The 21,661-nt window shown below is 40.1% G+C and carries 19 protein-coding genes; 15 read left to right on the forward strand and 4 right to left on the reverse strand.

Annotated elements, in window-relative coordinates; translation table 11 throughout:
- The 5 genes from V7150_RS08260 to copZ all read left to right on the forward strand — a co-directional run.
- Positions 1–586, forward strand: a 586-nt coding sequence (locus V7150_RS08260; protein WP_335516077.1) for a GTP pyrophosphokinase, incomplete at its 5' end; no start/stop codon positions are given.
- Positions 587–929: 343 nt separating this feature from the next.
- Entirely contained in the window at positions 930–3,350 is a 2,421-nt protein-coding gene (locus V7150_RS08265) for a heavy metal translocating P-type ATPase (protein WP_335516082.1), read from the forward strand.
- A gap of 210 nt (positions 3,351–3,560) precedes the next feature.
- Complete coding sequence (locus V7150_RS08270; RefSeq protein WP_335516085.1) at positions 3,561–4,385, forward strand: hypothetical protein; 825 nt, start codon at positions 3,561–3,563, stop codon at positions 4,383–4,385.
- 71 nt (positions 4,386–4,456) lie between these two features.
- Complete coding sequence (locus V7150_RS08275; RefSeq protein ID WP_335516088.1) at positions 4,457–4,804, forward strand: metal-sensitive transcriptional regulator; 348 nt, start codon at positions 4,457–4,459, stop codon at positions 4,802–4,804.
- A gap of 14 nt (positions 4,805–4,818) precedes the next feature.
- Positions 4,819–5,025, forward strand: coding sequence for a copper chaperone CopZ (copZ, locus tag V7150_RS08280; protein WP_335516091.1), 207 nt, complete (start codon positions 4,819–4,821; stop codon positions 5,023–5,025).
- Between the two features lie 39 nt (positions 5,026–5,064).
- On the opposite strand, the gene V7150_RS08285 is transcribed toward copZ, so the two are convergent.
- Together V7150_RS08285 and V7150_RS08290 are read right to left on the reverse strand one after the other, a co-directional pair.
- Positions 5,065–6,339, reverse strand: a complete 1,275-nt coding sequence (locus tag V7150_RS08285; protein ID WP_335516094.1) for an MFS transporter — start codon at positions 6,337–6,339, stop codon at positions 5,065–5,067.
- A 22-nt stretch (positions 6,340–6,361) separates the two neighbouring features.
- Positions 6,362–7,672 (reverse strand): alkaline phosphatase family protein, encoded by a 1,311-nt coding sequence (locus V7150_RS08290; RefSeq protein ID WP_335516221.1) that lies wholly within the window; start codon positions 7,670–7,672, stop codon positions 6,362–6,364.
- A 186-nt stretch (positions 7,673–7,858) separates the two neighbouring features.
- Here V7150_RS08290 and V7150_RS08295 point away from each other — a divergent pair, with 186 nt between their 5' ends.
- The 3 genes from V7150_RS08295 to V7150_RS08305 all read left to right on the forward strand — a co-directional run bounded on the left by V7150_RS08295 (position 7,859) and on the right by V7150_RS08305 (position 10,848).
- Positions 7,859–8,776, forward strand: a complete 918-nt coding sequence (locus V7150_RS08295; RefSeq protein ID WP_335516096.1) for an alpha/beta hydrolase — start codon at positions 7,859–7,861, stop codon at positions 8,774–8,776.
- A gap of 330 nt (positions 8,777–9,106) precedes the next feature.
- Positions 9,107–9,601, forward strand: a complete 495-nt coding sequence (locus V7150_RS08300; RefSeq protein WP_335516098.1) for a flavodoxin domain-containing protein — start codon at positions 9,107–9,109, stop codon at positions 9,599–9,601.
- Positions 9,602–9,819: 218 nt separating this feature from the next.
- A complete protein-coding gene (locus tag V7150_RS08305) occupies positions 9,820–10,848 on the forward strand; it encodes an ATP-grasp domain-containing protein (protein WP_335516101.1) in 1,029 nt (342 codons plus the stop codon).
- A 55-nt stretch (positions 10,849–10,903) separates the two neighbouring features.
- Here the strand turns inward: V7150_RS08305 and V7150_RS08310 are convergent, their stop codons facing one another.
- On the reverse strand, positions 10,904–11,278 hold the full coding sequence (locus V7150_RS08310; RefSeq protein ID WP_335516103.1) for a nucleotide excision repair endonuclease: 375 nt from the start codon (positions 11,276–11,278) through the stop codon (positions 10,904–10,906).
- A 351-nt stretch (positions 11,279–11,629) separates the two neighbouring features.
- Between V7150_RS08310 and V7150_RS08315 the strand changes: the two genes are divergently transcribed.
- Positions 11,630–12,211 carry a TerD family protein gene (locus V7150_RS08315; protein WP_335516107.1) on the forward strand — a complete coding sequence of 194 codons (582 nt, stop codon included), beginning with the start codon at positions 11,630–11,632 and terminating at the stop codon, positions 12,209–12,211.
- Positions 12,212–12,363: 152 nt separating this feature from the next.
- On the opposite strand, the gene V7150_RS08320 is transcribed toward V7150_RS08315, so the two are convergent.
- Positions 12,364–13,701, reverse strand: coding sequence for an APC family permease (locus tag V7150_RS08320; protein ID WP_335516109.1), 1,338 nt, complete (start codon positions 13,699–13,701; stop codon positions 12,364–12,366).
- A gap of 208 nt (positions 13,702–13,909) precedes the next feature.
- On the opposite strand from V7150_RS08320, the gene V7150_RS08325 reads away from it, so the two are divergent.
- The 6 genes from V7150_RS08325 to V7150_RS08350 all read left to right on the forward strand — a co-directional run bounded on the left by V7150_RS08325 (position 13,910) and on the right by V7150_RS08350 (position 21,650).
- Positions 13,910–14,305, forward strand: a complete 396-nt coding sequence (locus tag V7150_RS08325) for a hypothetical protein (protein ID WP_335516112.1) — start codon at positions 13,910–13,912, stop codon at positions 14,303–14,305.
- A gap of 267 nt (positions 14,306–14,572) precedes the next feature.
- Entirely contained in the window at positions 14,573–16,057 is a 1,485-nt protein-coding gene (locus tag V7150_RS08330; protein ID WP_335516114.1) for a helix-turn-helix domain-containing protein, read from the forward strand.
- Positions 16,058–16,269: 212 nt separating this feature from the next.
- The gene (gene hutU, locus V7150_RS08335) at positions 16,270–17,943 is read left to right on the forward strand and encodes a urocanate hydratase (protein ID WP_335516117.1); all 1,674 of its coding nucleotides are present in this window, start codon (positions 16,270–16,272) and stop codon (positions 17,941–17,943) included.
- Between the two features lie 12 nt (positions 17,944–17,955).
- Positions 17,956–19,257 carry an imidazolonepropionase gene (gene hutI, locus V7150_RS08340; RefSeq protein ID WP_335516120.1) on the forward strand — a complete coding sequence of 434 codons (1,302 nt, stop codon included), beginning with the start codon at positions 17,956–17,958 and terminating at the stop codon, positions 19,255–19,257.
- Positions 19,235–20,230, forward strand: a complete 996-nt coding sequence (locus tag V7150_RS08345) for an agmatinase family protein (protein ID WP_335516123.1) — start codon at positions 19,235–19,237, stop codon at positions 20,228–20,230. Before hutI ends, V7150_RS08345 begins: the two co-directional genes overlap by 23 nt.
- Before the next feature lie 412 nt (positions 20,231–20,642).
- Positions 20,643–21,650: a hypothetical protein gene (locus tag V7150_RS08350; RefSeq protein WP_335516127.1), complete on the forward strand. Its 1,008-nt coding sequence runs from the start codon at positions 20,643–20,645 to the stop codon at positions 21,648–21,650.
- The last annotated feature ends 11 nt before the right edge of the window (positions 21,651–21,661 follow it).

Raw genomic sequence — 21,661 nt, forward strand, 5'->3', positions numbered from 1 at the left:
GCATGACTATAATCCAATAGAGCATGTAAAATCACGATTAAAATCACCGGAAAGTATTTTTAAGAAAGTGTATCGGAAAGGATATGAAGTTTCAATACCTTCAATCAAAGAAAATATTAGGGACATCGCAGGGATTCGAATTACATGTTCATTTATTTCAGATATTTACGAGTTGGCTAAGATGATTAGCAATCAAAAAGACGTTCGGGTTGTCGATTATAAGGATTATATAAAAAATCCAAAGCCGAATGGTTATCAAAGTCTCCATTTAATATTAGAAATTCCGATCTTCATGTCCGATCGTGAGGAATTAACGAATGTCGAAGTTCAAATTCGGACGATTGCTATGGATTTTTGGGCAAGCTTAGAACACAAGATTTATTACAAATACAACAAAGAAGTTCCAAGCCATATGATTGAGGAATTAAAAGATGCAGCGACCATTGCAGCACAGTTGGATCGGAAAATGGAACGTCTTAACAAAGAAATATCTGAGATTAAACAAGCTGATGATGAAAAGGAAGAGATTATATTTAATAAATATAATTTAAACCTTGGATTTTTGGACGCTATCCTAAAAAAATAGAAAATCGAAATCATGTGGTTGGTGCCATCAGTCTTGGTGATGTCATTCGAAATATCCATCAAACGATTATCATGAATATGGAATAAACAACAGGCCCATCACGTTTTTGGAACGTGATGGGTTTTTTGCTAATAGGATAGAAAAGCTACCCAATCAGGCATGAGTAAAACTACGCCTCAATTTTCACTTTTATGAGCTCGCTAATCGGTAAGTTTAAAAAATGGGCTAATATTTTTATATTTTTTGTTGACAATATAGGATAGGGGGGTATAGTATAGAAATATAAGATAAATACCAAATCAAGGAATCACATATAAGGGCGAATAGAATGGAGGAAGGAAAAATGAGTTCTCACATAAAAGAGGTGCAATTACCGATTACAGGAATGACGTGTGCTGCCTGCGCGATCCGAATTGAAAAAGGATTAAAAAAGCAAGAAGGGGTTCAAGAAGCGTCAGTGAATTTGGCACTTGAAAAGGCGACAATCAAATATGATCCAGCAGAAACAAATGTAAATAATTTTATCAAGAAGATTGATGATCTTGGATATGGGGTTTTATCTGAAAAAGTGGAATTTGACATCATTGGCATGACGTGCGCGGCATGTGCGGTGCGAATTGAAAAAGGATTGAATAAACTTGATGGTGTAAATAAAGCTGCTGTAAATTTAGCGCTTGAAACAGCAGGGGTGGAATTTAATCCATCACAAATAACCATCCAAGAAATCGTAAAAAAAGTTAAGCAAATTGGTTATGAGGCAAAAGTAAAGCAGGACAAAGCAGGAGACAGTACGGATCATCGCGAAAGGGAAATCGAAAAGCAGAAAGGAAAGTTTATCTTCTCATTGATTTTAGCATTTCCACTATTATGGGCTATGGTCAGTCACTTTAAGATTACATCGTTTATTTACCTTCCTGACATGTTGATGAACCCGTGGGTTCAATTAGCACTTGCCACCCCCGTTCAGTTCATTGTTGGAAAGCAGTTTTATGTAGGTGCATATAAGGCACTTAGAAATGGCAGTGCCAACATGGATGTGTTAGTGGCACTGGGAACATCCGCTGCTTATTTCTACAGCCTATACTTGTCTATCGTTTCAATTGGTTCAGGGCAGCACATGGTTGAACTTTATTTTGAAACGAGTGCGGTGTTAATCACGCTGATTATTTTAGGGAAATTGTTTGAAGCTCGTGCAAAAGGGCGTTCTTCAGAAGCGATTAAGAAATTGATGGGTCTTCAAGCAAAAACGGCAACGGTTTTTAGAGATGGAAAAGAACTCGAGGTATCTTTAGAGGAAGTTCTGGTTGGCGATATTATTTTTGTAAAACCTGGTGAAAAGGTACCTGTTGATGGTGAAATTATCGAGGGACGCTCGGCTCTTGATGAATCGATGCTGACAGGTGAAAGTATTCCAGTTGATAAATCCGTCGGTGATGCAGTCATTGGCGCAACGATCAACAAAAATGGATTTTTAAAAATAAAAGCCACTAAAGTCGGTAAAGATACTGCATTAGCTCAAATTATTAAAGTAGTAGAAGAAGCTCAAGGCTCGAAAGCACCGATACAACGGTTAGCTGATCAAATCTCTGGAATTTTCGTACCGATTGTCATTGGGATTGCTGTCGTAACGTTTTTAGTTTGGTTTATTTGGGTAAGCCCAAGCAACTTCGCCGATGCACTGGAAAAAATGATTGCAGTTTTGGTTATCGCTTGTCCTTGTGCATTAGGTTTGGCTACTCCGACATCTATCATGGCAGGCTCTGGCCGTGCAGCAGAAGCGGGTGTTTTATTTAAAGGCGGGGAGCACTTGGAGATGACACACCGGATCACGACGATTGTTTTAGATAAAACTGGTACAGTGACAAATGGAAAGCCTGTGTTAACCGATGTAATTGTTGATGGGGATTTTTCCGAACAATTATTCTTACAATTAGTTGGATCTGCCGAAAAACAATCTGAGCATCCATTGGCTGAGGCAATAGTAAGTGGCATTAAGGAAAAAGGGATTGATTTCTTGGAAGTGAAGGAGTTTGAGGCCATCCCTGGATATGGAATTAAAGCGGAAGTCAATGACAGGGTCTTATTAATCGGAACCCGTAAATTGCTTAATAAATACGACATTGCCTTTGAAGCAGCCGGTATGAAGATGGAAGCACTCGAGGAAAATGGAAAAACAGCAATGCTTGTTGCGGTTGATGGTACTATTGCTGGCATCGTTGCTGTAGCTGATACAGTAAAAGAAACGTCAAAAGCAGCAATAAAAAAATTAAAGGATATGGGGCTTGAAGTGATTATGATGACGGGTGATAACGTCCGGACTGCAAATGCAATTGCAAACGAGGTTGGTGTTGACGCCGTGATCGCTGAGGTATTACCAGAAGGGAAAGCCGACGAGGTGAAAAAATTACAGCTCCAAGGGAAGAGGGTTGCCATGGTTGGTGATGGGATTAATGACGCTCCGGCCCTTGCGATTGCTGATATTGGTATGGCAATTGGTACTGGAACGGATGTTGCAATGGAAGCAGCCGACATTACGTTAATGAGGGGCGACTTAACAAGTATTGCAGATGCGATCGTCATAAGTAAGAAGACGATTCGCAATATCAAACAAAATTTATTCTGGGCGTTTGGCTATAACACACTCGGTATCCCAGTGGCTGCTCTTGGTTTACTCGCACCATGGCTTGCCGGTGCTGCGATGGCATTTAGTTCTGTTTCAGTTGTATTGAATGCACTTAGACTGCAACGAGTTAAATTGAACTAGTAAAGGGAATTACTTAGTTAGCGCGTATGGACTTTAGCGTTTCGACTGAGATAAAGGAAAACAGAATAGTGGAAGTCCCAGGCTCTGAAGCTGACAACACTGAGATTAATTGCGATCTGATGTTGACTTATCATAGGGGGATCGCAAAGTAAATTTGACGCAAGGTGCTGGAGATAGACAGTAATCAATTTTCAAAAAGGAGCGATGTTAATGAAAAAGTGGGCGATAGCCGCTGTTGTGTATTTACTTATTGTGATTGGCAGTTACGCAGCCTATGATAGTTTTTTCAATAAAACAGTGAAGCATGGTGAAGCAACCAGTCATGAGACCACGGAAAAAGTTTCAGGTCATGATGAAACGAGTAATGGTCATGGACACGAAGGAGGTGATAAAAAATCTGGAGATGTAAAGGCTGATTTCGTTTATAATGATGGAAAAATCACAATCAATCTCAACGATCCTAACGGCAAACCAGTTGATGAGCTTGAGGTAAACCATGAGAAACTACTTCATCTAATCGTGGTAGATGAACATCTAGATCAATATTATCATCTACATCCTGTAAGAGTGGGAGCAGGCAAGTTTGAAATTTCTCATGAATTAAAGGATGGGGCCTATAAGGCTTTTATCGATATTAAACCTTTGAAACTAAACTATGAGGTCACGCCACTTGCCTTCGATGTTGGAGGGCAGCAGGAATCCCATAGTCATGCTGATCTTAAAGCGGATGAAACCTTCGTTAAAACGGTTGATGGAAAAACGGTGGAAATGGATGTCAGTTCATTTGAAGCTGGAAAACCGATTACACTCAACTTTAAATTGGATAAAACAACGCTCGAGCCATATTTGGGGGCTGCCGGTCATGTGGTTATTTTAAATGAAGATGCTGATCAATACCTTCACGTTCACCCCCTCAATGAAGAGGAACCTATTTTTGAAACAAAGTTTGATCAAGCAGGAAAATATAAAATTTGGGCTGAATTTAAACAGAATGGAAAAGTAAGAGTATTTTCTTATGTTATTGAAGTGAAATAAAGATGTTGAAATATGTCCATCGTATTACGATACGGGGGTATGATATAATAGGGGCAAAAAAAGGAGGTTGAATGTCTTTGGACCACAGGAATGAGGAAGAAATAATTGAAGATTCCTGCTGTACACATGTGGGGAGCCAGCGAAAGAGTCACCATTCGGATAAAGTGAAAAATAATCTGGTAACAAGACTTAACCGGATAGAAGGACAAATACGCGGCATTAAAGGGTTAATTGAAAAAGATACGTACTGTGATGATGTCATAAATCAAATTTCCGCCACCCAATCGGCATTAAATAGCGTTGCTAAAATTTTACTAGAAGGCCATATGAAAAGCTGCGTGGTCGAGAGAATCCAAGAAGGCGATTTTGAGGTCTTGGATGAGGTTCTTGTCACCATCCAAAAATTAATGAAAAAATAATGGAGGAATGAAAAATGGAACATGTTACTTTAAATGTTAGTGGAATGTCTTGCGGTCATTGTGTTAAAGCGGTTGAAGGCAGCGTTGGAAAGCTTCAAGGTGTTAAAAAGGTTTCTGTAATGCTTGATAAAGGCCAAGTGGATGTCGAATTTGATGCAAATGATGTTTCCCTTAGCACAATTAAAGAAACGATTGATGACCAAGGATATGATGTAAAATAAAAATGAGAGAGCTCACCTGCTGGTAAGCTCTCTTTTTGTTTATTGTGTTAAAGAATTTGTTTTTGAAATATTACTTGCTTCCGGTACACGGAGGAGAATTGAGCCGCCGATAATGAACAAAACAATAAGGCTGAATACGCCGCTATTGGTGTTGCCGGTTAACTGGGCGGTTAAGCCGACTAAAAACGGCCCTAAGATGGCAGCAAATTTATAAAAGATACTGTAGAATCCAAAGAACTCATTTGCACTATCTTTTGGAACTAGTTTAGCAAAATAGGAACGGCTTAATGCCTGGATCCCACCTTGGGAGGATGCAACAAGCATAGCAAGAATCCAGAAATCTAAAGTAGTTTTTAAAAAATACGCATACGTACAAATGACGATATAAACAAAAATTCCTACCAGCAGCATTGTTTTACCTCTAAATTTATCGGCAAGCTTTCCATATAAAATCGCAAATGGCGCAGCCACTACTTGTGTAGCAAATAAAATAATTAAGAGGTTTGTAGATGAGATTCCTAAATCGGATCCGTATGCCGTTGACATTGTAATGATTGTGTTAACTCCATCAATGTAAAAGAAATAAGCTAATAAAAATAGAAATAAAGGGCGGTAAAGCTTAATTTTCTTAATTGTTTCAAAAAGCTGTTTAAAACCATTTGAAAAAGGGTTTGGAACACGTTCTTTATAATAAACCTGGTTGACATTTTTTAGCATCGGAATCGTAAACAATCCCCACCATAAGGCAGTAATTGCGAATGCGGCTTGACTCGCGATGGTAACGGATATAGGAAGTATGCTTTGCTGCGATAAAATAATTAGGGCAATACCAATAATGAACGGAATCGTACTTCCGATGTAGCCCATAGCAAACCCCTTTGATGAAATCTGATTCATCCGCTCTTCCGTCGTCACATCGACAAGGAAAGCGTCGTAGAAAATGTTCGTTCCACCAAAACCGATGACGGTAACCATATAACAGATTAATAGAATGAGCCATTGATTACTTGGCACCACGGAGAGTAATAAGGTAAATATAATTCCAAGCGCAAAGAAAAAGGTGAAAAATCGTTTTTTGAAGCCTTTAAAATCTGCGATGCTCCCCAAAATAGGTGCACAAAGCGAAATTAGCAGTGTTGCAAACGAATTAGCATAGCCCCAGTAAGCTGTGGAAGTAGAAGCGGCAAGTCCCGCCTCATTTGCAGCCGCCTTAAAATAGAGCGGAAATACGGCTGTGGTGATTAGGATGGAATAGGCAGAGTTTGCCCAATCATAAAGCACCCAGCTCTTTTCTTGTTTTGACATCCGACTCATTCATGTTCCCCCTTCATAAGGTTTATAAAGTCAACATTTCTTTAACAACCCTTCCATCTGTACTTCCTAAGTTAACACCTAGAAGCCTAGCGAATGTTGGGCCTTCATCTATGAGACGGATAGAAGGCAGGGTGATATGCTTAATTCCTTTTCCGGCCGCCATAAAAATGGTTCCATATTGTTCTTTTTCAGGTGAATAGCCATGACAGGCTAATGTAAACTTTTTATCTGCGGTAGTATCCTCTCGGGTGATTGGTTTAATATACTCACCCTCAAAGTCTTCTAAAAAATAATACCCGGGACTCGCTTCAATCATAAAGGCGCATGTACCATCTGCCCCTTTTTCTGCTGCTTGTTCACCTGTAAGCACTTGCTCAATCCCTGAGTCAGGATCATCAAGCAATGAATCTAATATACCTTTAACCTCTTGAAAAATGACTGCATCATGTTTGTCTTTAATGTAAATATATGCAGAGCCATCACAACTTTTACAATAGGCCTTCCAATTAATTATCTTCCCTTTTGTGTTTGCTGTGATTAGATTTTTTTTATAGAAAAGAACATTAGGATTTACCGCTTTATTTTCATCTAGTGCACTATGGTCGCCTAATGCCACCACTGTGGAGTTTTCATAGATGTCGCTTTCCTTTAAAGCTTCTAGAATTCTTCCGAGACGCTGGTTATGACGCTGAATTGCCGCCATAGCTTCATTAGAAGAAAACCCATGATAATGACGCTGTGTATCTAAATCTGTAAAGTGTACCATTAATAAATTAGGCTTTTTTGTTTTAATCGTATCGACAGTTGACTCTAAGACGAAGTCATCTAATTCTGGCTGGCATAAACCTTTACGGATATGCCCATAACGGTTATGGAGATCCCATTGAAAGCGGGGGGTGCCGCTCATTAGCGAAACAAGAATTTGATTTTGCCACCGGCGATTAGCGAAAATTTCCGGCATATTGTAGTCGATCTTTGCTTTGCCGGTAACAGGCCATAATAGGGCAGCGGTGGTCAAATTTGCCTTCTTTGCCTCATCATACAATGTAGTTCCTTGGATACAATCGCGGTACCAATTCCAATCAGGGGAAACCATCCCTGGCTGTAGGAGGGTATTATTGACCACCCCATGCCGGTTCGGATAATTTCCAGTGACGATGGTCGCATGGCAAGGATAGGTTACTGATGGATAGATCGTTTCAACATTTTCCACATACGTACCGTTTTTCAATATGGTCTGAAAGTGGGGCAAGTCTTTTATAATCGGAAAGTCTAAAGCAGAAAGACAATCAAAGGAAATAAGAATTAAATGGTCTGTAAGTCGATTCATGATATCCTCCGGGTAAAATGTGCTAGTTAAGATAATTGTACTATATGAAACAAGAAATGGAAGAATCATTACAGAATATTTACAAAATTATTGGAACATTGACTGAAAATGCCGAAATCTGGATTTGCGTCTAAGGTTTTTTTAGTATAATGAAATTAACAATTATTTGGTAAAAGGGGGTTAGGAATCGTGCCAAGTTTTCGAAGTTATTTTTTTGAAAAAGCAATTAAGGTATCGGTAAAAAGAACAGTGAAAAAGGGGTTAAGGGAAAAAGGAATAGAAGAAAAGCGGCAGATGCTAGATGCAGCTGCGAGGAAACTGGAAAAGCTTCCAAAAAACTGTAAGGTAATGCCGCTTGAAATTGAAGGATTGTACGCGGAGTGGATTTCTCCAGGCAGCGGCAGCACATTGGAAGATAAGGTGATTCTTTATTTACACGGCGGGGGTTATGCACTATGTTCAGCCAATACCCATCGACCGCTGGCAGCGAGAATTGGCAAAGCATCAGGGGTAAAGGTGCTATTTCCGGAGTATCGCCTTGCCCCGGAGCATCCATTTCCTGCTGCAATTGAAGACGCTGTCAATGTTTATCGCTGGCTATTGCGTCAGGGTTACGCTCCCTCAAACATTATTTTTGCAGGTGATTCTGCAGGCGGCGGGTTATCTCTAGCGACTGCATTGGTGTTAAGAGATCAGAACGAGCCCTTACCGGCTGGAATTGTTTGTCTTTCGCCATGGGTGGATTTAACAAGCAGCGGGGAAAGTTATAGGAAAAATAACGGGGTTGATCCCTATTTACATAGGAAAGCAGTTAGAGAAGCAGCAAGGATATATGCAGGTCATGAACCCCTCGACCACCCGCTTATATCCCCTATCTTCGCAGACCTTACAGGGTTGCCGCCTTTGTTTATCCAGGCAGGGAATCATGAAATTTTGCAAAGTGATGCAGAGATACTAGCTGACCATGCAAGGAATGCAGGTGTCGCTGTCACGATTAAGGTTTGGAACGGAATGTGGCATGTATGGCAAATAAGTGGTGATGCATTACCCGAAGCAAGAAAGGCAATCAACGAGATCGGCCAATTTGTAAAGAAAATCTTCAATTGAAAAATGGCACATTGCAATTTGGTGCCTGACACCATTAATACGTCGTGGATGGTGTAAATGGTGTCAGGCACCACGTGCAGTTAGGCACCACGTACGGTTGTAATAATATTGCCAATATTGGTATAACCTTGAAGGTAGAAATGGATTTATAATAGAGTTGAGTATAGTTGAATCCCGGCCTTTACATATGTATTTACTGCTGGTTTTTTGGGCCGGTAGGATAGTATAGCTTTTCTATCAGGCATAAGGGCAACTGCGCCTTTGTCTTCGCCCTCAGGGGCACGCCAATCGGCGAGTTTTCTTTATTATAGGAAGGAAGGGGAATAGAACATGAAAAGTTTAATTGTTTATTGCTCATCCCATGGGACTACAGAAAAAGTGGTTGGATTATTAAGCGAGAACCTCGTAGGGGAAGTTTTATCGGTAGATTTAAAAAGGGAGAAAACTATTTTTGACGTTAAGGATTTTGATACTGTCATCATCGGAGGTTCGATTCACGCTGGACAGATTCAAAGGAGAATTAAAAAATTTATCCAAAATCACCATGAAGAACTTTTGGAGAAGGAATTAGGGCTTTTTCTAGTTTGTATGCGAGACGGTGAAATGGCCATCGATCAATTTAACAATGCTTTTCCACAGGAATTGCGAAAGAACTCTGTTGTCATGGGATTGTTTGGCGGAGAATTTCTAGTTTCTAAAATGAACTTTTTTGAAAGACAGGTAGTAAAAAAAGTCGACGGAATCACTAAGGACCAATCAAAATTAGATCTTAACGCAATCAAGGAGTTTACATCAAGATTGAATAACCTGAAGAGCCTGGTTTAGATAAAAAATGTTTACAGAGAAAAGAAATAATAAGCGGGAGTAGCAAGTGATTCACTCAACATAACCGTTTCTGCTTTAGCAGAAGCGTTTTTTTTTAACAGATTGGCAAATCAAGTAATATGTAATCATCTATTGAACAATAAATTCAGTGATTATAAAATACTAGCAGTTAGACCATAATGGAATAGGTCTTAACTACAACATGAAAGAGGATACAAATGAAGATTTGGTTTAATCGATGGTTTACGACGGTTTCGCATTATATTGATATGATTCGAGCCAATGAAGATCATCGGAAATTTGTCATTTATGGAACACATCCAAATAAAGATGCACTTTATTTGCAAAATTGTGATTACGCTTTTGTCGAGCCTGACATATCCGGGGATCAATATATTGAGTTTTGTCTTGATTTTTGTCAAAGGTACAAGATAAATATTTTCATTCCTCGGAAAGAAAATGTTCTTATATCGAAACGGCTGGCTGCTTTCGAAGCATTGGGTGTGAAAGTCCTTGTTTGCCCAAATTCTGTCTTAATGGAAACGCTAGATAATAAAGCGGCCGCCTATCAAATGCTTGCAAATGGTGAAGCAACCTTTTCCATACCTGACTATTATGTGGTCAATAATATAATTGAATTTCAACAGGCCTATGTACGGCTCAAGGAAAAAGGTCACGAAGTTTGCTTTAAACCTGTCATAGGTGAAGGGGCAAATGGTTTTCGTGTGATCAAGGACAAAATTGAGTCCATTAACCAGCTTTTCCAACAGGGGATTGGCTATCGAATTCCTTACTCCTATGCCTGCGAGATCCTAAGCCAGCAGGAAACCTTTCCCGATTTAATGGTGTTAGAGTTTTTGGAGGGCAGGGAATATAGTATAGACTGCGTTTCTTCGCAAGATGAATTGTACGCAGCGATTCCCCGGATGAAAGGGGATGGACGAGTGAGGGAGCTTGTTGAAAGTCTTGAGCTGATCCAGCTAGCCCACAAATTCCATCAGGAATATAAGTTGCCGTATGTGTTCAATATCCAGGTAAAATATAACAAAGGTGTGCCGAAGCTGCTCGAAATCAATCCACGAATGAGTGGGGGGATGCATGTCAGCTGTCTTTCCGGCATTAACCTTCCATACCTGGCAATCAAGATTTTGTTAGGTGAAAAAGTAGGGCAGTTGAAGCCGCAATTTGGAATACGGGCAAGTCATATTGAAAAAGAAATGATTTTGAAGTATGGGGATATCAGCTAATAAAGCAAAGAGCAGGTCTTAACATGTCGTTACCCGCTCTTTGCTTTAAAAATGATTATTTATAGAAGACTTTATCGATATTGTATTTTGCCTGAAGAGTATTAATAATATAGGTCTCATAGATCTCTCTCTCCATTGGCTCATCAACTGCAAAAACTGCAATTTTATATACTTCATCGCGATGCGCTTTGATTGGTGATACAGTATCTTCAAAATGGCGCTTCACTCGGGGTCTTAATTTTCTAGCTTTGCCGACAAAAAGTAATTCGTCGTTAGCGTTAAAAAATAAGATGATTCCGCCTTTATCACGGGGAATTTTATTGTAATCGGTAAAACCATATGCACTGCTTAGTACTGCTTCGACTTTTTCTCCCACTTGTCTTTTTTTCGTAATTACGACATCTGGATTTGGTATTTCAATTTTTATCATAAAAGAATCGCTCCCTGCTTAATATAAACGGCGAACTAGTTTGCCTGACAGTTCATTATAGCACAACCTGCCATTTTGGGTTTAACTTTCTTAATTTGCCCATTTTTTGCAGTTCAAACCCTGATTTAAAAAAGGATAAAGTTGTTTTTATTAAAAGACAAGAAAGCTTTTTTTAATAGCTAAAAGTAGAAAAACAAGGCTTAATTCTGTACACTTAAGGCAGGTATTGGAATATTTGGGGTTGAAAATATCATCTTACGTGAAAAATCATAGGTAAGGGTGTAGTATGAAAGTAGCTTTCTATTTTTCATAGGAAGATACAATAAAAATAAGATACGAAAGGGTGTTAGTATGACAATTTCATTATCTAAAGGTCAAAAAGTAGATTTAACGAAAACAAATCCAGGTTTATCCAAGGTGATTGTTGGTCTTGGCTGGGATACAAATCGTTATGATGGTGGAAACGATTTCGATTTAGATGCAAGTATATTTTTATTAAATGCGAATGGTAAATGTGCATCTGAACGGGATTTTGTTTTCTATAATCAGCTTGAAGGCGGAAATGGTTCCGTTGTACATACAGGTGATAACCGTACAGGAGAAGGCGACGGTGACGATGAGCAAATAAAAGTAAATTTATCAGCCGTGCCTGCTCAAGTGGAGAGAATCTCTTTTGTCATTACGATTCATGATGCAGAAGCGCGCGGTCAGAATTTTGGACAAGTGTCGAATGCCTTCTGCCGTATCGTAAACGAAGAGACAAATCAAGAAATCATTCGCTATGATTTAGGGGAGGACTTCTCCATTGAAACAGCTATTATCGTTGGGGAGTTATACCGACACAACGGTGAATGGAAATTCTCAGCCGTCGGCTCCGGCTACCAAGGCGGACTAGCCCGCATCGCAACAGACTTCGGCCTAAACGTAGGTTAAACCAAAGAAAAACAATTAGTAAAAAGAAAAAGGACAAAATGGATCTGAAAATCCAACTTGTCCTTTTTTGTTTTATCACAGTGACATCATTGTAAATGGTGTCAGGCACCATTTACAATACCCAAGACTTATTAATGGTGGAAGGCACCACATTAGTTTGCTTTGGGTTGGGGGTGTTTTTGTTTGTTTGCGTTTAGTTTTAGGTAGACTGGGATTCCTATCAAGGTTACTACGATCGATAAGACCGCGTCTAACGGAGTGTTGATAAGAGTACTGCCAATGATATAAAGGGCGCCAAGTATAGCGACGATTGGTGTAATCGGATATAAAGGTACTTTATAAAGTGTTTCGCTGTTATGCAATCCTTTTTTTCGTAGTATGAACACGGCGATAAAGGACAAAACATAAAACGTAAATACAGTAAATATAGCAATATCAGAAAGTCGGTCGGGATTTGTCAAAATCATCATCAGGACCGCTATGACAAGTTGAGAAAGTGTAGCCCCTACAGGTGTTTTCGTTTTTGGATGGATATAAGATATGGCTTTTGCACCGGGTAAGAATCCATCTTTCGCCATTGCATACGGAATCCTAGGGAATGTCAATACCTTTCCATTTAAACAACCGAAAATAGAAACAAGAATCCCAATACTCAGCAAGTTTCCACCCATTTTTCCAAATAGAATCGTTGCCGCTGTGCTAGCTGCATTAGGACCTAATTCAACAATTTTGTTTGCTGGCAGCACATGGAGCATCGCGATATTGACAGTTAAGTAAGAAATAATGACAATAACAATTCCCGAGATGATGGCTCTTGGAAGTGTTTTACTAGGGTTTTTCATTTCTCCTGCCATAAAACCAACATTCATCCAGCCATCATAGGCAAAAAGGGTTGCTATAATTGCTGCCCCCATGCTCAAGGACTGGGTAATACCGCTGTCCATATTTAGCACTTGATGCTCACCTTGAAAAATCCCAAATGTGGCAATGAGAATGATGGGAATTAATTTTCCTATCGTAGAGATATTTTGGATCAAACCTCCATACTGTGTTCCTAATAAATTCATAAATACTAGAAAAATAATCGTTATGATTCCAATAATAGTATTACTTTCTTGAGAAAAACCAAATAGCCCTGCTACGAGGGATCCGAAATAGAGTCCGAGTGCCCCCATAATAGCTGGTCCGTAGATAAGAGTTTGTACCCAGCCACATAAAAACCCCCAAAACTTTCCGTAAACCTCTTCAATATAAACGTATAGACCACCGGTTCTTGGGATTTTGACACTAACTTCGGCAATCGTTAAACCGCTGGCGAGTGTGATAATACCGCCTATAATCCAAGCCCAAAGTGCCATTGTTGAATTTCCAGTGGAAGCAATCACGATCCCAGGCTTCATGAAGATTCCAGATCCGATTACGGTTCCAACTACCAAAGAAGTCGCTACGGCAAAGCCAATATTTTTCTTTAAATGTGCCTCATTCCCCATGTGTCCGCCTCCACAATACAAATGTATTACTAAGATTTACACGAATTATAACATGGAAATAATCCATTTTATTTTTTTGGAATATATAAATTATTATTTAGAAAAAACCCAAGTTTTTATCATGACGGTGAGTGTACTAATTGAATATAGGTTGAAATACTGGTATGGTAACGGTATGATTTTTTTTGAAATAGAAGGTGATTAGTTTATGAAGTTTTTTGTGAAAACGCAGGTTTTTGCTATTATAATGGCACTTTTTTGGATAATATACTTAAGTGTTTTAGCTTTTTTAGATCAGCCGGGTCGAGCACTCCAGTATATCAATTCGTTTGTTAACGGATTCGCTATTTTATTTGCCGTCATTTATTTTCTGTTAACCAAATATTTTATCGGGCGAAACTGGCTTGCGGTTCCATTGGTTCTGATTCCTTATTTTCTTCTTTACAAACCGGTTTTTGAGCAAGTTCTATTGAGCTTAGCAAATGAAAGCTATAGCATGACTCTCAATTTTCTTTCGCTATCAACAGATGGCACGCATCTTCTTGCCATAATCTTTGGTTTAGGCTTAGGGATCATGTTCTCCAGACCACAATTTAAGTCCTGATATCAATTTAGGAAAAAGGACAAATCCCAGGTACGAGCGGGGGATTTGTCCTTTTTTATTTAAACCGGTTTTTAGTCAACCTTCGTCGTATTGACATTGGCTGTATTCCAAAATAAAAATTCATTGAGACCTTACGCGTGTAATGCGCAAATTTGATCTTCAATTTCCTGCCTACCATACACTTTAATTTACATAAGACCTGGAAATCATTCGTATCGTGCTGCTGCCGGTTTTTATGTATAATTGTGGAGAAGGGGTGACTGCTTTATGGAGGGTAAGTGGTTGATAGCCGATCGGGATTTGAATGAGCGGGAGGGGTTAAAATGGTTATTAAAAACTTCTTCTATTCCCGTGTCGGACATTATAATAGCATCAAACTATCAGGAATTTATAGTTTTGTTTGAAAAAGAAATCCCTGATATCGTGCTTTTGGAGTTAGATATGATCAGCAAGGAGGTATGGTCCGCCTTCCGTGAACTGATGCAAATCTATGATCCTATCTTACTCTTAACCAGTGCAGAAGCAACCTTTGAAAAAGCACGACTGGCTATCGATATGCAGGCAATGGATTTAATGATAAAACCTTTTTCGACGACAAAGGTGAAATCAGCCTTTCAAAAGGCATCACGCAGACTGAACTCTAATTTTTATACAAATAGCATTCACCATCCTCATTCTCACAAAGACATTTCCTATGAAGGATTATTCCTCTCCCAGGAAACAACATCTGAAAATGTAAAAATAGCGGCCTTTCAGACAGAGAGTGTCGATATGGTGCCTACTTTATATTCCTATATCATGGAATATCCATTTATAGACAACCGCGGCGTTTTCGCACTTAGTGATATGGTGGTGCTTCTTTTTAAGGATAATTGCCACAATATAACAGAACAATGCCAAAAAGCGATGAGAAAGTGGGAAGAAGAATATTCTGATCCACTGGCGATCGTTGTACATAAAGGAACCTCCTCGGCTATGACCCTTAACCAAAAATACCTGCAAACCAAGAAAATGCTGGAGTTTACCTACTATAAAGGTTATCGACAAGTAGTGGAGTTAGAGTTTTCACCAGATTGGGGGCATATCGATCCTTTTTTAACACCTCCGGAACAAAGAGAATGGGTCGACATGCTGACAAATCTTGATTTGGAAAAAATAAAAACGTGGCTTTATGATGAATTTCTTCAATTACATGATCCCTATCCGGATCCCGGTCTAGTAAGAATAAGGTTAACGAGCATTTTGGCGCAAATAAGAAGATTTATGAAGACCTACAATCTAAACGATAATCCAAGTCTTGAACAAGATTACCGATATATTTTCAATTCAATACTATATGATACAGTTCTCTATCGGACAGTTCAAAACCTCATTTTATTTAGTCAAAAAATATTTATTGGTGCCGAAACTAGCATGCAAAACTTGAAACAAGATCCAATTGAACTAGGAATTTCTTATATGAGGGCGAATTTTTCTAATAGCAGTCTTCGATTGGAAGACGTTGCACAAAATGTAGACCGGAATCCGTCCTATTTCAGTCATCTTCTGATCACGAAAACAGGCTCCAGTTTTACAGAGATGTTGGCAAGCATACGAATGAAAGAAGCAAAGCGATTATTAATTGAAACAAGAAAGCCGATTAAAGAGATTTCGATACTGGCGGGCTATCAGAATGCCAATTATTTTAGCAGAATGTTTAAGGAAATAATCGGTGTGACGCCAAGAGATTTCAGAATGCAAAAATCGGATTAGATATAAGTGAAAAAAGAACAGTTCAGTCTGACTGTTCTTTTTTTCTATAAAAATTATACTTTTATAAAAATATTATCATTAATTTGGTGATATTCCTAAAAAAAATGTAGATTAATCCATTGATATCATCTTTTTTCTAATTTTTCATCTCTATTTTTCAGAAAATTATCTTTTTATAATGTAAGTAGAATGATAAATAGGGAGTGAAATGAATGGAAACGAATACAGAAAAAAAGCGAGTAATTAAGAACTATAAAGGAACAGACTTACATGCAAAGGGCTGGATTCAAGAGGCTGCACTACGCATGTTGATGAACAATCTTGATCAAGAGGTTGCTGAAAGACCAGAGGATTTAGTTGTTTATGGCGGCATTGGGAAGGCTGCCCGTAACTGGGAGTCCTATGATGCAATTGTGAAAACACTGCTTGAATTAGAGAATGATGAAACATTGTTAATTCAATCTGGTAAACCGGTAGCCGTTTGGAAATCCCACAAGGATGCCCCACGTGTATTACTTGCAAACTCCAACCTTGTGCCTGCTTGGGCGAATTGGGAACATTTCCATGAGCTTGATCAAAAAGGCTTAATGATGTATGGACAAATGACGGCAGGAAGCTGGATTTATATTGGCAGCCAAGGAATTGTTCAAGGAACCTATGAAACGTTTGCTGAATTAGCTCGTCAAGCATATGGCGGAACATTAAAACACACAATTACACTTACTGCAGGACTTGGCGGCATGGGTGGTGCGCAGCCACTAGCGGTAACAATGAACGATGGTGTTTGTTTAGCGATTGATGTAGATGAGACAAGAATCGACCGCCGCATTGAAACTGCTTACCTTGATGTAAAGACAAATGACCTTGATGAGGCATTGAAAATGGCGCATGAAGCGAAAGTCGAGGGTAAGGCATTATCGATTGGTTTATTAGGAAATGCAGCCGAAATTTTACCGCTAATGATTGAAAAAGGCTTCAACCCAGATGTGTTAACAGATCAAACCTCTGCACACGATCCATTAAACGGCTATGTGCCTGTTAGTTTTACCTTAGAAGAAGCAGCTGCATTACGGAAAGCAGATCCAGCCAAGTATGTGGAACTTTCTAAGCAAAGCATGGCAATCCATGTAAAGGCTATGCTGACAATACAAGAAAAAGGTGCGGTTACTTTCGATTACGGAAATAACATCCGGCAAGTAGCAAAAGATGAAGGGGTGGAAAATGCCTTTGATTTCCCGGGGTTTGTACCGGCTTATATTCGCCCGCTATTCTGTGAGGGAAAAGGTCCGTTCCGCTGGGCAGCACTTTCCGGTGATCCCGAAGATATTCGTAAAATTGATGAAGCACTTCTACGTGAGTTTAAAGATGATGAGCACCTATGCAAATGGGTAAGAATGGCGCAAGAAAAAATCAGCTTCCAAGGGCTTCCAGCTCGTATTTGCTGGCTTGGATACGGTGACCGTGCCCGCTTTGGCAAAGTGATTAACGACATGGTTGCTTCAGGTGAGGTTTCAGCACCAATTGTAATTGGTCGGGACCATTTGGATGCAGGCTCTGTAGCGTCGCCTAACCGTGAAACAGAAGCAATGAAGGATGGCAGTGATGCTGTATCTGACTGGCCGATTTTGAATGCGATGATTAATGCTGTCGGCGGTGCAAGCTGGGTATCGTTACACCATGGCGGCGGCGTTGGTATGGGATATTCTCAGCATTCAGGGATGGTAATTGTTGCCGATGGTACGAAGGATGCAGAAGTTCGACTTCAGCGTGTCTTAACCACAGACCCTGGAATGGGTGTTGTCCGTCATGCGGATGCCGGTTATGAGCTTGCAATTAAAACAGCAAAAGCAAAAGGCATTAAAATGCCAATGCTTCAGCAAGACTAATAGACTGAGAGGATGTTCGAATTGAGTAAAGCAATTTTTATCAGAAATGCTTCTCAGCTCGTTACTTTACAGGGGAGTTCAAAAGCTCCCCGAGTAAAAGACGCGATGTCTGAGCTTGGTATAATTGAAAATGGCAGTGTTTGGATCGAGGACGGAGTGATTCAAGCAGTCGGTAGGGACGAAGAGCTTTGTGAAAAATTTGCCGACCGTATTGGCGAAGCAGAAGTGGTGGATGCAAGCGGCAAGCTCGTCACTCCAGGTCTCGTTGACCCGCATACACACTTGGTATTTGCCGGCAGCAGAGAAAATGAATTTAATATGCGTCTGCAGGGTGCAACCTACATGGAAATCATGAATTCAGGCGGCGGAATTCATGCAACAACAAGGGCGACACAGCCAGCCACACATGAGGAACTTTTTCAACAAAGCTATGAACGGTTAAATCAATTCTTGCGCCACGGTGTAACGACGGTTGAAGCCAAGAGCGGCTACGGCATGGAATGGGAAACAGAGCTTAAGCAGCTGGAAGTAGCGAAACTGTTGAATGAAAATCATGTTATTGATGTCGTACCTACCTTTATGGGTGCCCATGCAGTACCAAAGGAATACAAGGAAAATCCCGATGAGTTTGTGCGCCTGCTTGTGGAAGAAATGATTCCAAAGGTGGCGGAGCTTGGACTGGCGGATTTTAACGATGTTTTCTGTGAGCATGGCGTTTTTACACCAGAGCAATCTAGGATCATTCTTGAAGCTGGAAAGCGGCACGGATTAATTCCAAAGATTCACGCGGATGAAATTGAACCATATGAGGGAGCAGAGCTTGCAGCCGAAGTTGGGGCAATTTCGGCGGATCATTTACTTAAGGCATCGGAAAAAGGGATGAAGGCAATGGCGGAAAAAGGCGTGGTAGGAGTGTTACTTCCAGGGACAGCTTACTTTTTAATGGCGGAATCCGCGAATGGCCGAAAAATGATTGACCTGGGAGTGCCGGTTGCGTTATCGACTGATTGTAATCCTGGTTCGTCACCGACTGTTTCCTTGCCGTTTATTATGAATCTAGGATGTTTAAAAATGGGGATGACACCTGCAGAGGTCATCATAGCAACAACGATTAATGCAGCCCATGCGATTAATCGCGGGCATGAGCTTGGCAGTTTAGAAGTTGGGAAAAAAGGCGACGTGACGATTTTTAACGTCGAGAATTATATGAAGCTTCAATATTCTTATGGAGTGAATCATACAGATACAGTGGTAAAAAATGGTCAGGTGGTTGTAAGAGGAGGGCATATAGTTGAAGAGCTTTCTCTATCCTAAATTGAATCCGCCAAGTTTTACATGGGTTAGACCCGATCATGATGCAGATGTTGCGAAGGTTCATGAATGGATTCAGCCTCTTACCTATGATTCTGATCCTGAAAAAAGCAAGGACGCCGATTTTGTAGTTGTCGGCGTCCCGCTTTCCCGTTCATCGATCAGTGCGTCGGGTGCCTCTGAATTTCCGGATGCCTTCCGTCGCGCTTGGAAGGGATTCACAACCTATAATTTGGATGAAGATATCGATTTATCGGAAATGACAGCAATCGATGCTGGGGACGTTCCGATGCACGTTACCGATATCCGCCGTTGTCATGATAATATTATTCAAGCATCTGCAGCTATCCACGACCATTTCAGAACGTCAAAGGTGTGTGCAATTGGCGGGGACCATTCGATTACCGCGATGATGGTGAAAGGGCTGCGCCAGGCACGACCTGCCGAGAAAATTGGGATTCTTCAATTTGATACCCATTTTGATTTACGGGATCTGACGGATAATGGTCCATCAAACGGGACACCGATGCGAAACCTGATTGAAAGCGGAGTTGTTAAGGGGTCAGATATGTACAACATCGGTCTGCATAGTTTTTTTAATACGAAGGATTTAAAGAGATACGCTGATGAAAAGGGCGTTAACTATATTACACTTCGGAATGCAAGGAAAAAGGGCATTGAAGAAACGGTCCGCCACTGTTTAGAAGAGCTGTCCGCAAAGGTGGACACGATTTATTTAACCGTTGATATGGATGTACTGGATATTGCCTATGCTCCAGGGGTACCGGCATCAACGCCGGGGGGAATGACAACAACAGAACTGCTGGAAGGGGTACTAGCAGCTGCCAAGCATCCAAAAGTCAAAGCAATGGACATCGTCTGCCTCGACCCACTAAAAGACACCAACGCCCAACCAACAGTAAAACTTGGCACCCACGTCTTTTTAACCTTTCTCACAGGGGTAATAATGAGATAGGTGTCAGGCACCACAAAAATACATTTAAGGGTATTTGTCCGCCTCCAGTGCACAAATTTCCAGTTATGGATGGTATTCAACGAGGATAAGTTCTTAAATAGGTTTTCTAAAAAAGGAATGGCCAACGATCCCTTTTATCGCTGGCCATTTCTTTTTTGTGCCTATTTCTTAAAAAAACAATGATACACCTAAGGCTTTTGTCCATTTTTTTTGGATTTTTAGACTCTTGCCCTACCATTCCCCCCCTTCAATGAATTAACTATATTATTCAATGAAGTTCAGCAGTTTTTTCTGTTTTAAAGAAATATTTGTTTGATAAGCTGAAAACTCAGGCGGGAAATAAAGGATTTAATGGAGATTATAACCAGCTAATCAACTGCTATCATTTTTATTCAGTGCAAGGAGGGAAAATGTGGATACTAAAGAATTAAAAAAATGGGTAAAAGGTATTAAAGTTAAAAACGTTGTAAATTCTGATGTGGAAGTAGAAAACAAATCCCCATTAGTTATGTTAGGGAAAGGGCGCCAAGGTGCGGTATTTCAAGTTTCTGATGATATTTGTGTGAAAGTATTCGGTAACGTAGATGATTGTGCACGAGAACACTATGCTCTAACCCTTGGACAAAAAACAGATCTTTTTCCAAAAATACATGCAAGAGGGGCACGCTATATTGCGATGGATATTGTCAAAGGGGTGGACATCCGCGAATATTTACAATCGCATCCACTTACTGAAGCACTTTCTGCCAAACTAATTGAAATGTTAATAACGTTTAAAAAGATTGGCTATGAGCGGATTGACCATCATAAAAGGCAAATTTACCTACAGCCGGATGGTAATTTGAAGGTAATTGACGTAGCAAGGACTGTTTGGCGTGACCGCGTCTATCCGTATCCTCGGAAATTATTGACTTCTTTAGGGGAAGAAAATAAGGCCATTTTTTTATCACATGTGCAAGAAATGGCACCTAAATTATATGAGGAATGGCTGCACTATATCCGCATGGAAGAGATTTCTCATCAAATCTATCAAGTTTTATTGCCACAAAAACCAGATAAAGAAAAAATGAAAAATTTAAGCAATCAGTTGTTAACTACAAAGAATGAGGAAAAATATGTTGCACAGCTGCATGGCTTGGTCCACAAAGTATTCAAAGAAGAATGGATCAAGACAATGCTTGCTCGGGGCAAGAATCCGGATACTGTGATGGCAAAAATAGATAGATATTGGGATTATCGCGAGCGGGGGCAATACCGTACTGGGGATCGAAAGCGAGACAAAGATCGAAAACGAGAAAAGGATCGAAAGCGCAAGGACGAAAAACGTTTCGTTGGGGAAAGCCGAGATAGCAGTAAAAGCCACAGTGATTATGATAATCACGACTATAGGAAGCGATTTGTAGGAGAAAAATATCGATGACCGGGATCGTT

It is taken from the genome of Neobacillus drentensis, assembly GCF_036965245.1.
Lineage (GTDB): Bacteria > Bacillota > Bacilli > Bacillales > Cytobacillaceae > Neobacillus > Neobacillus drentensis_G.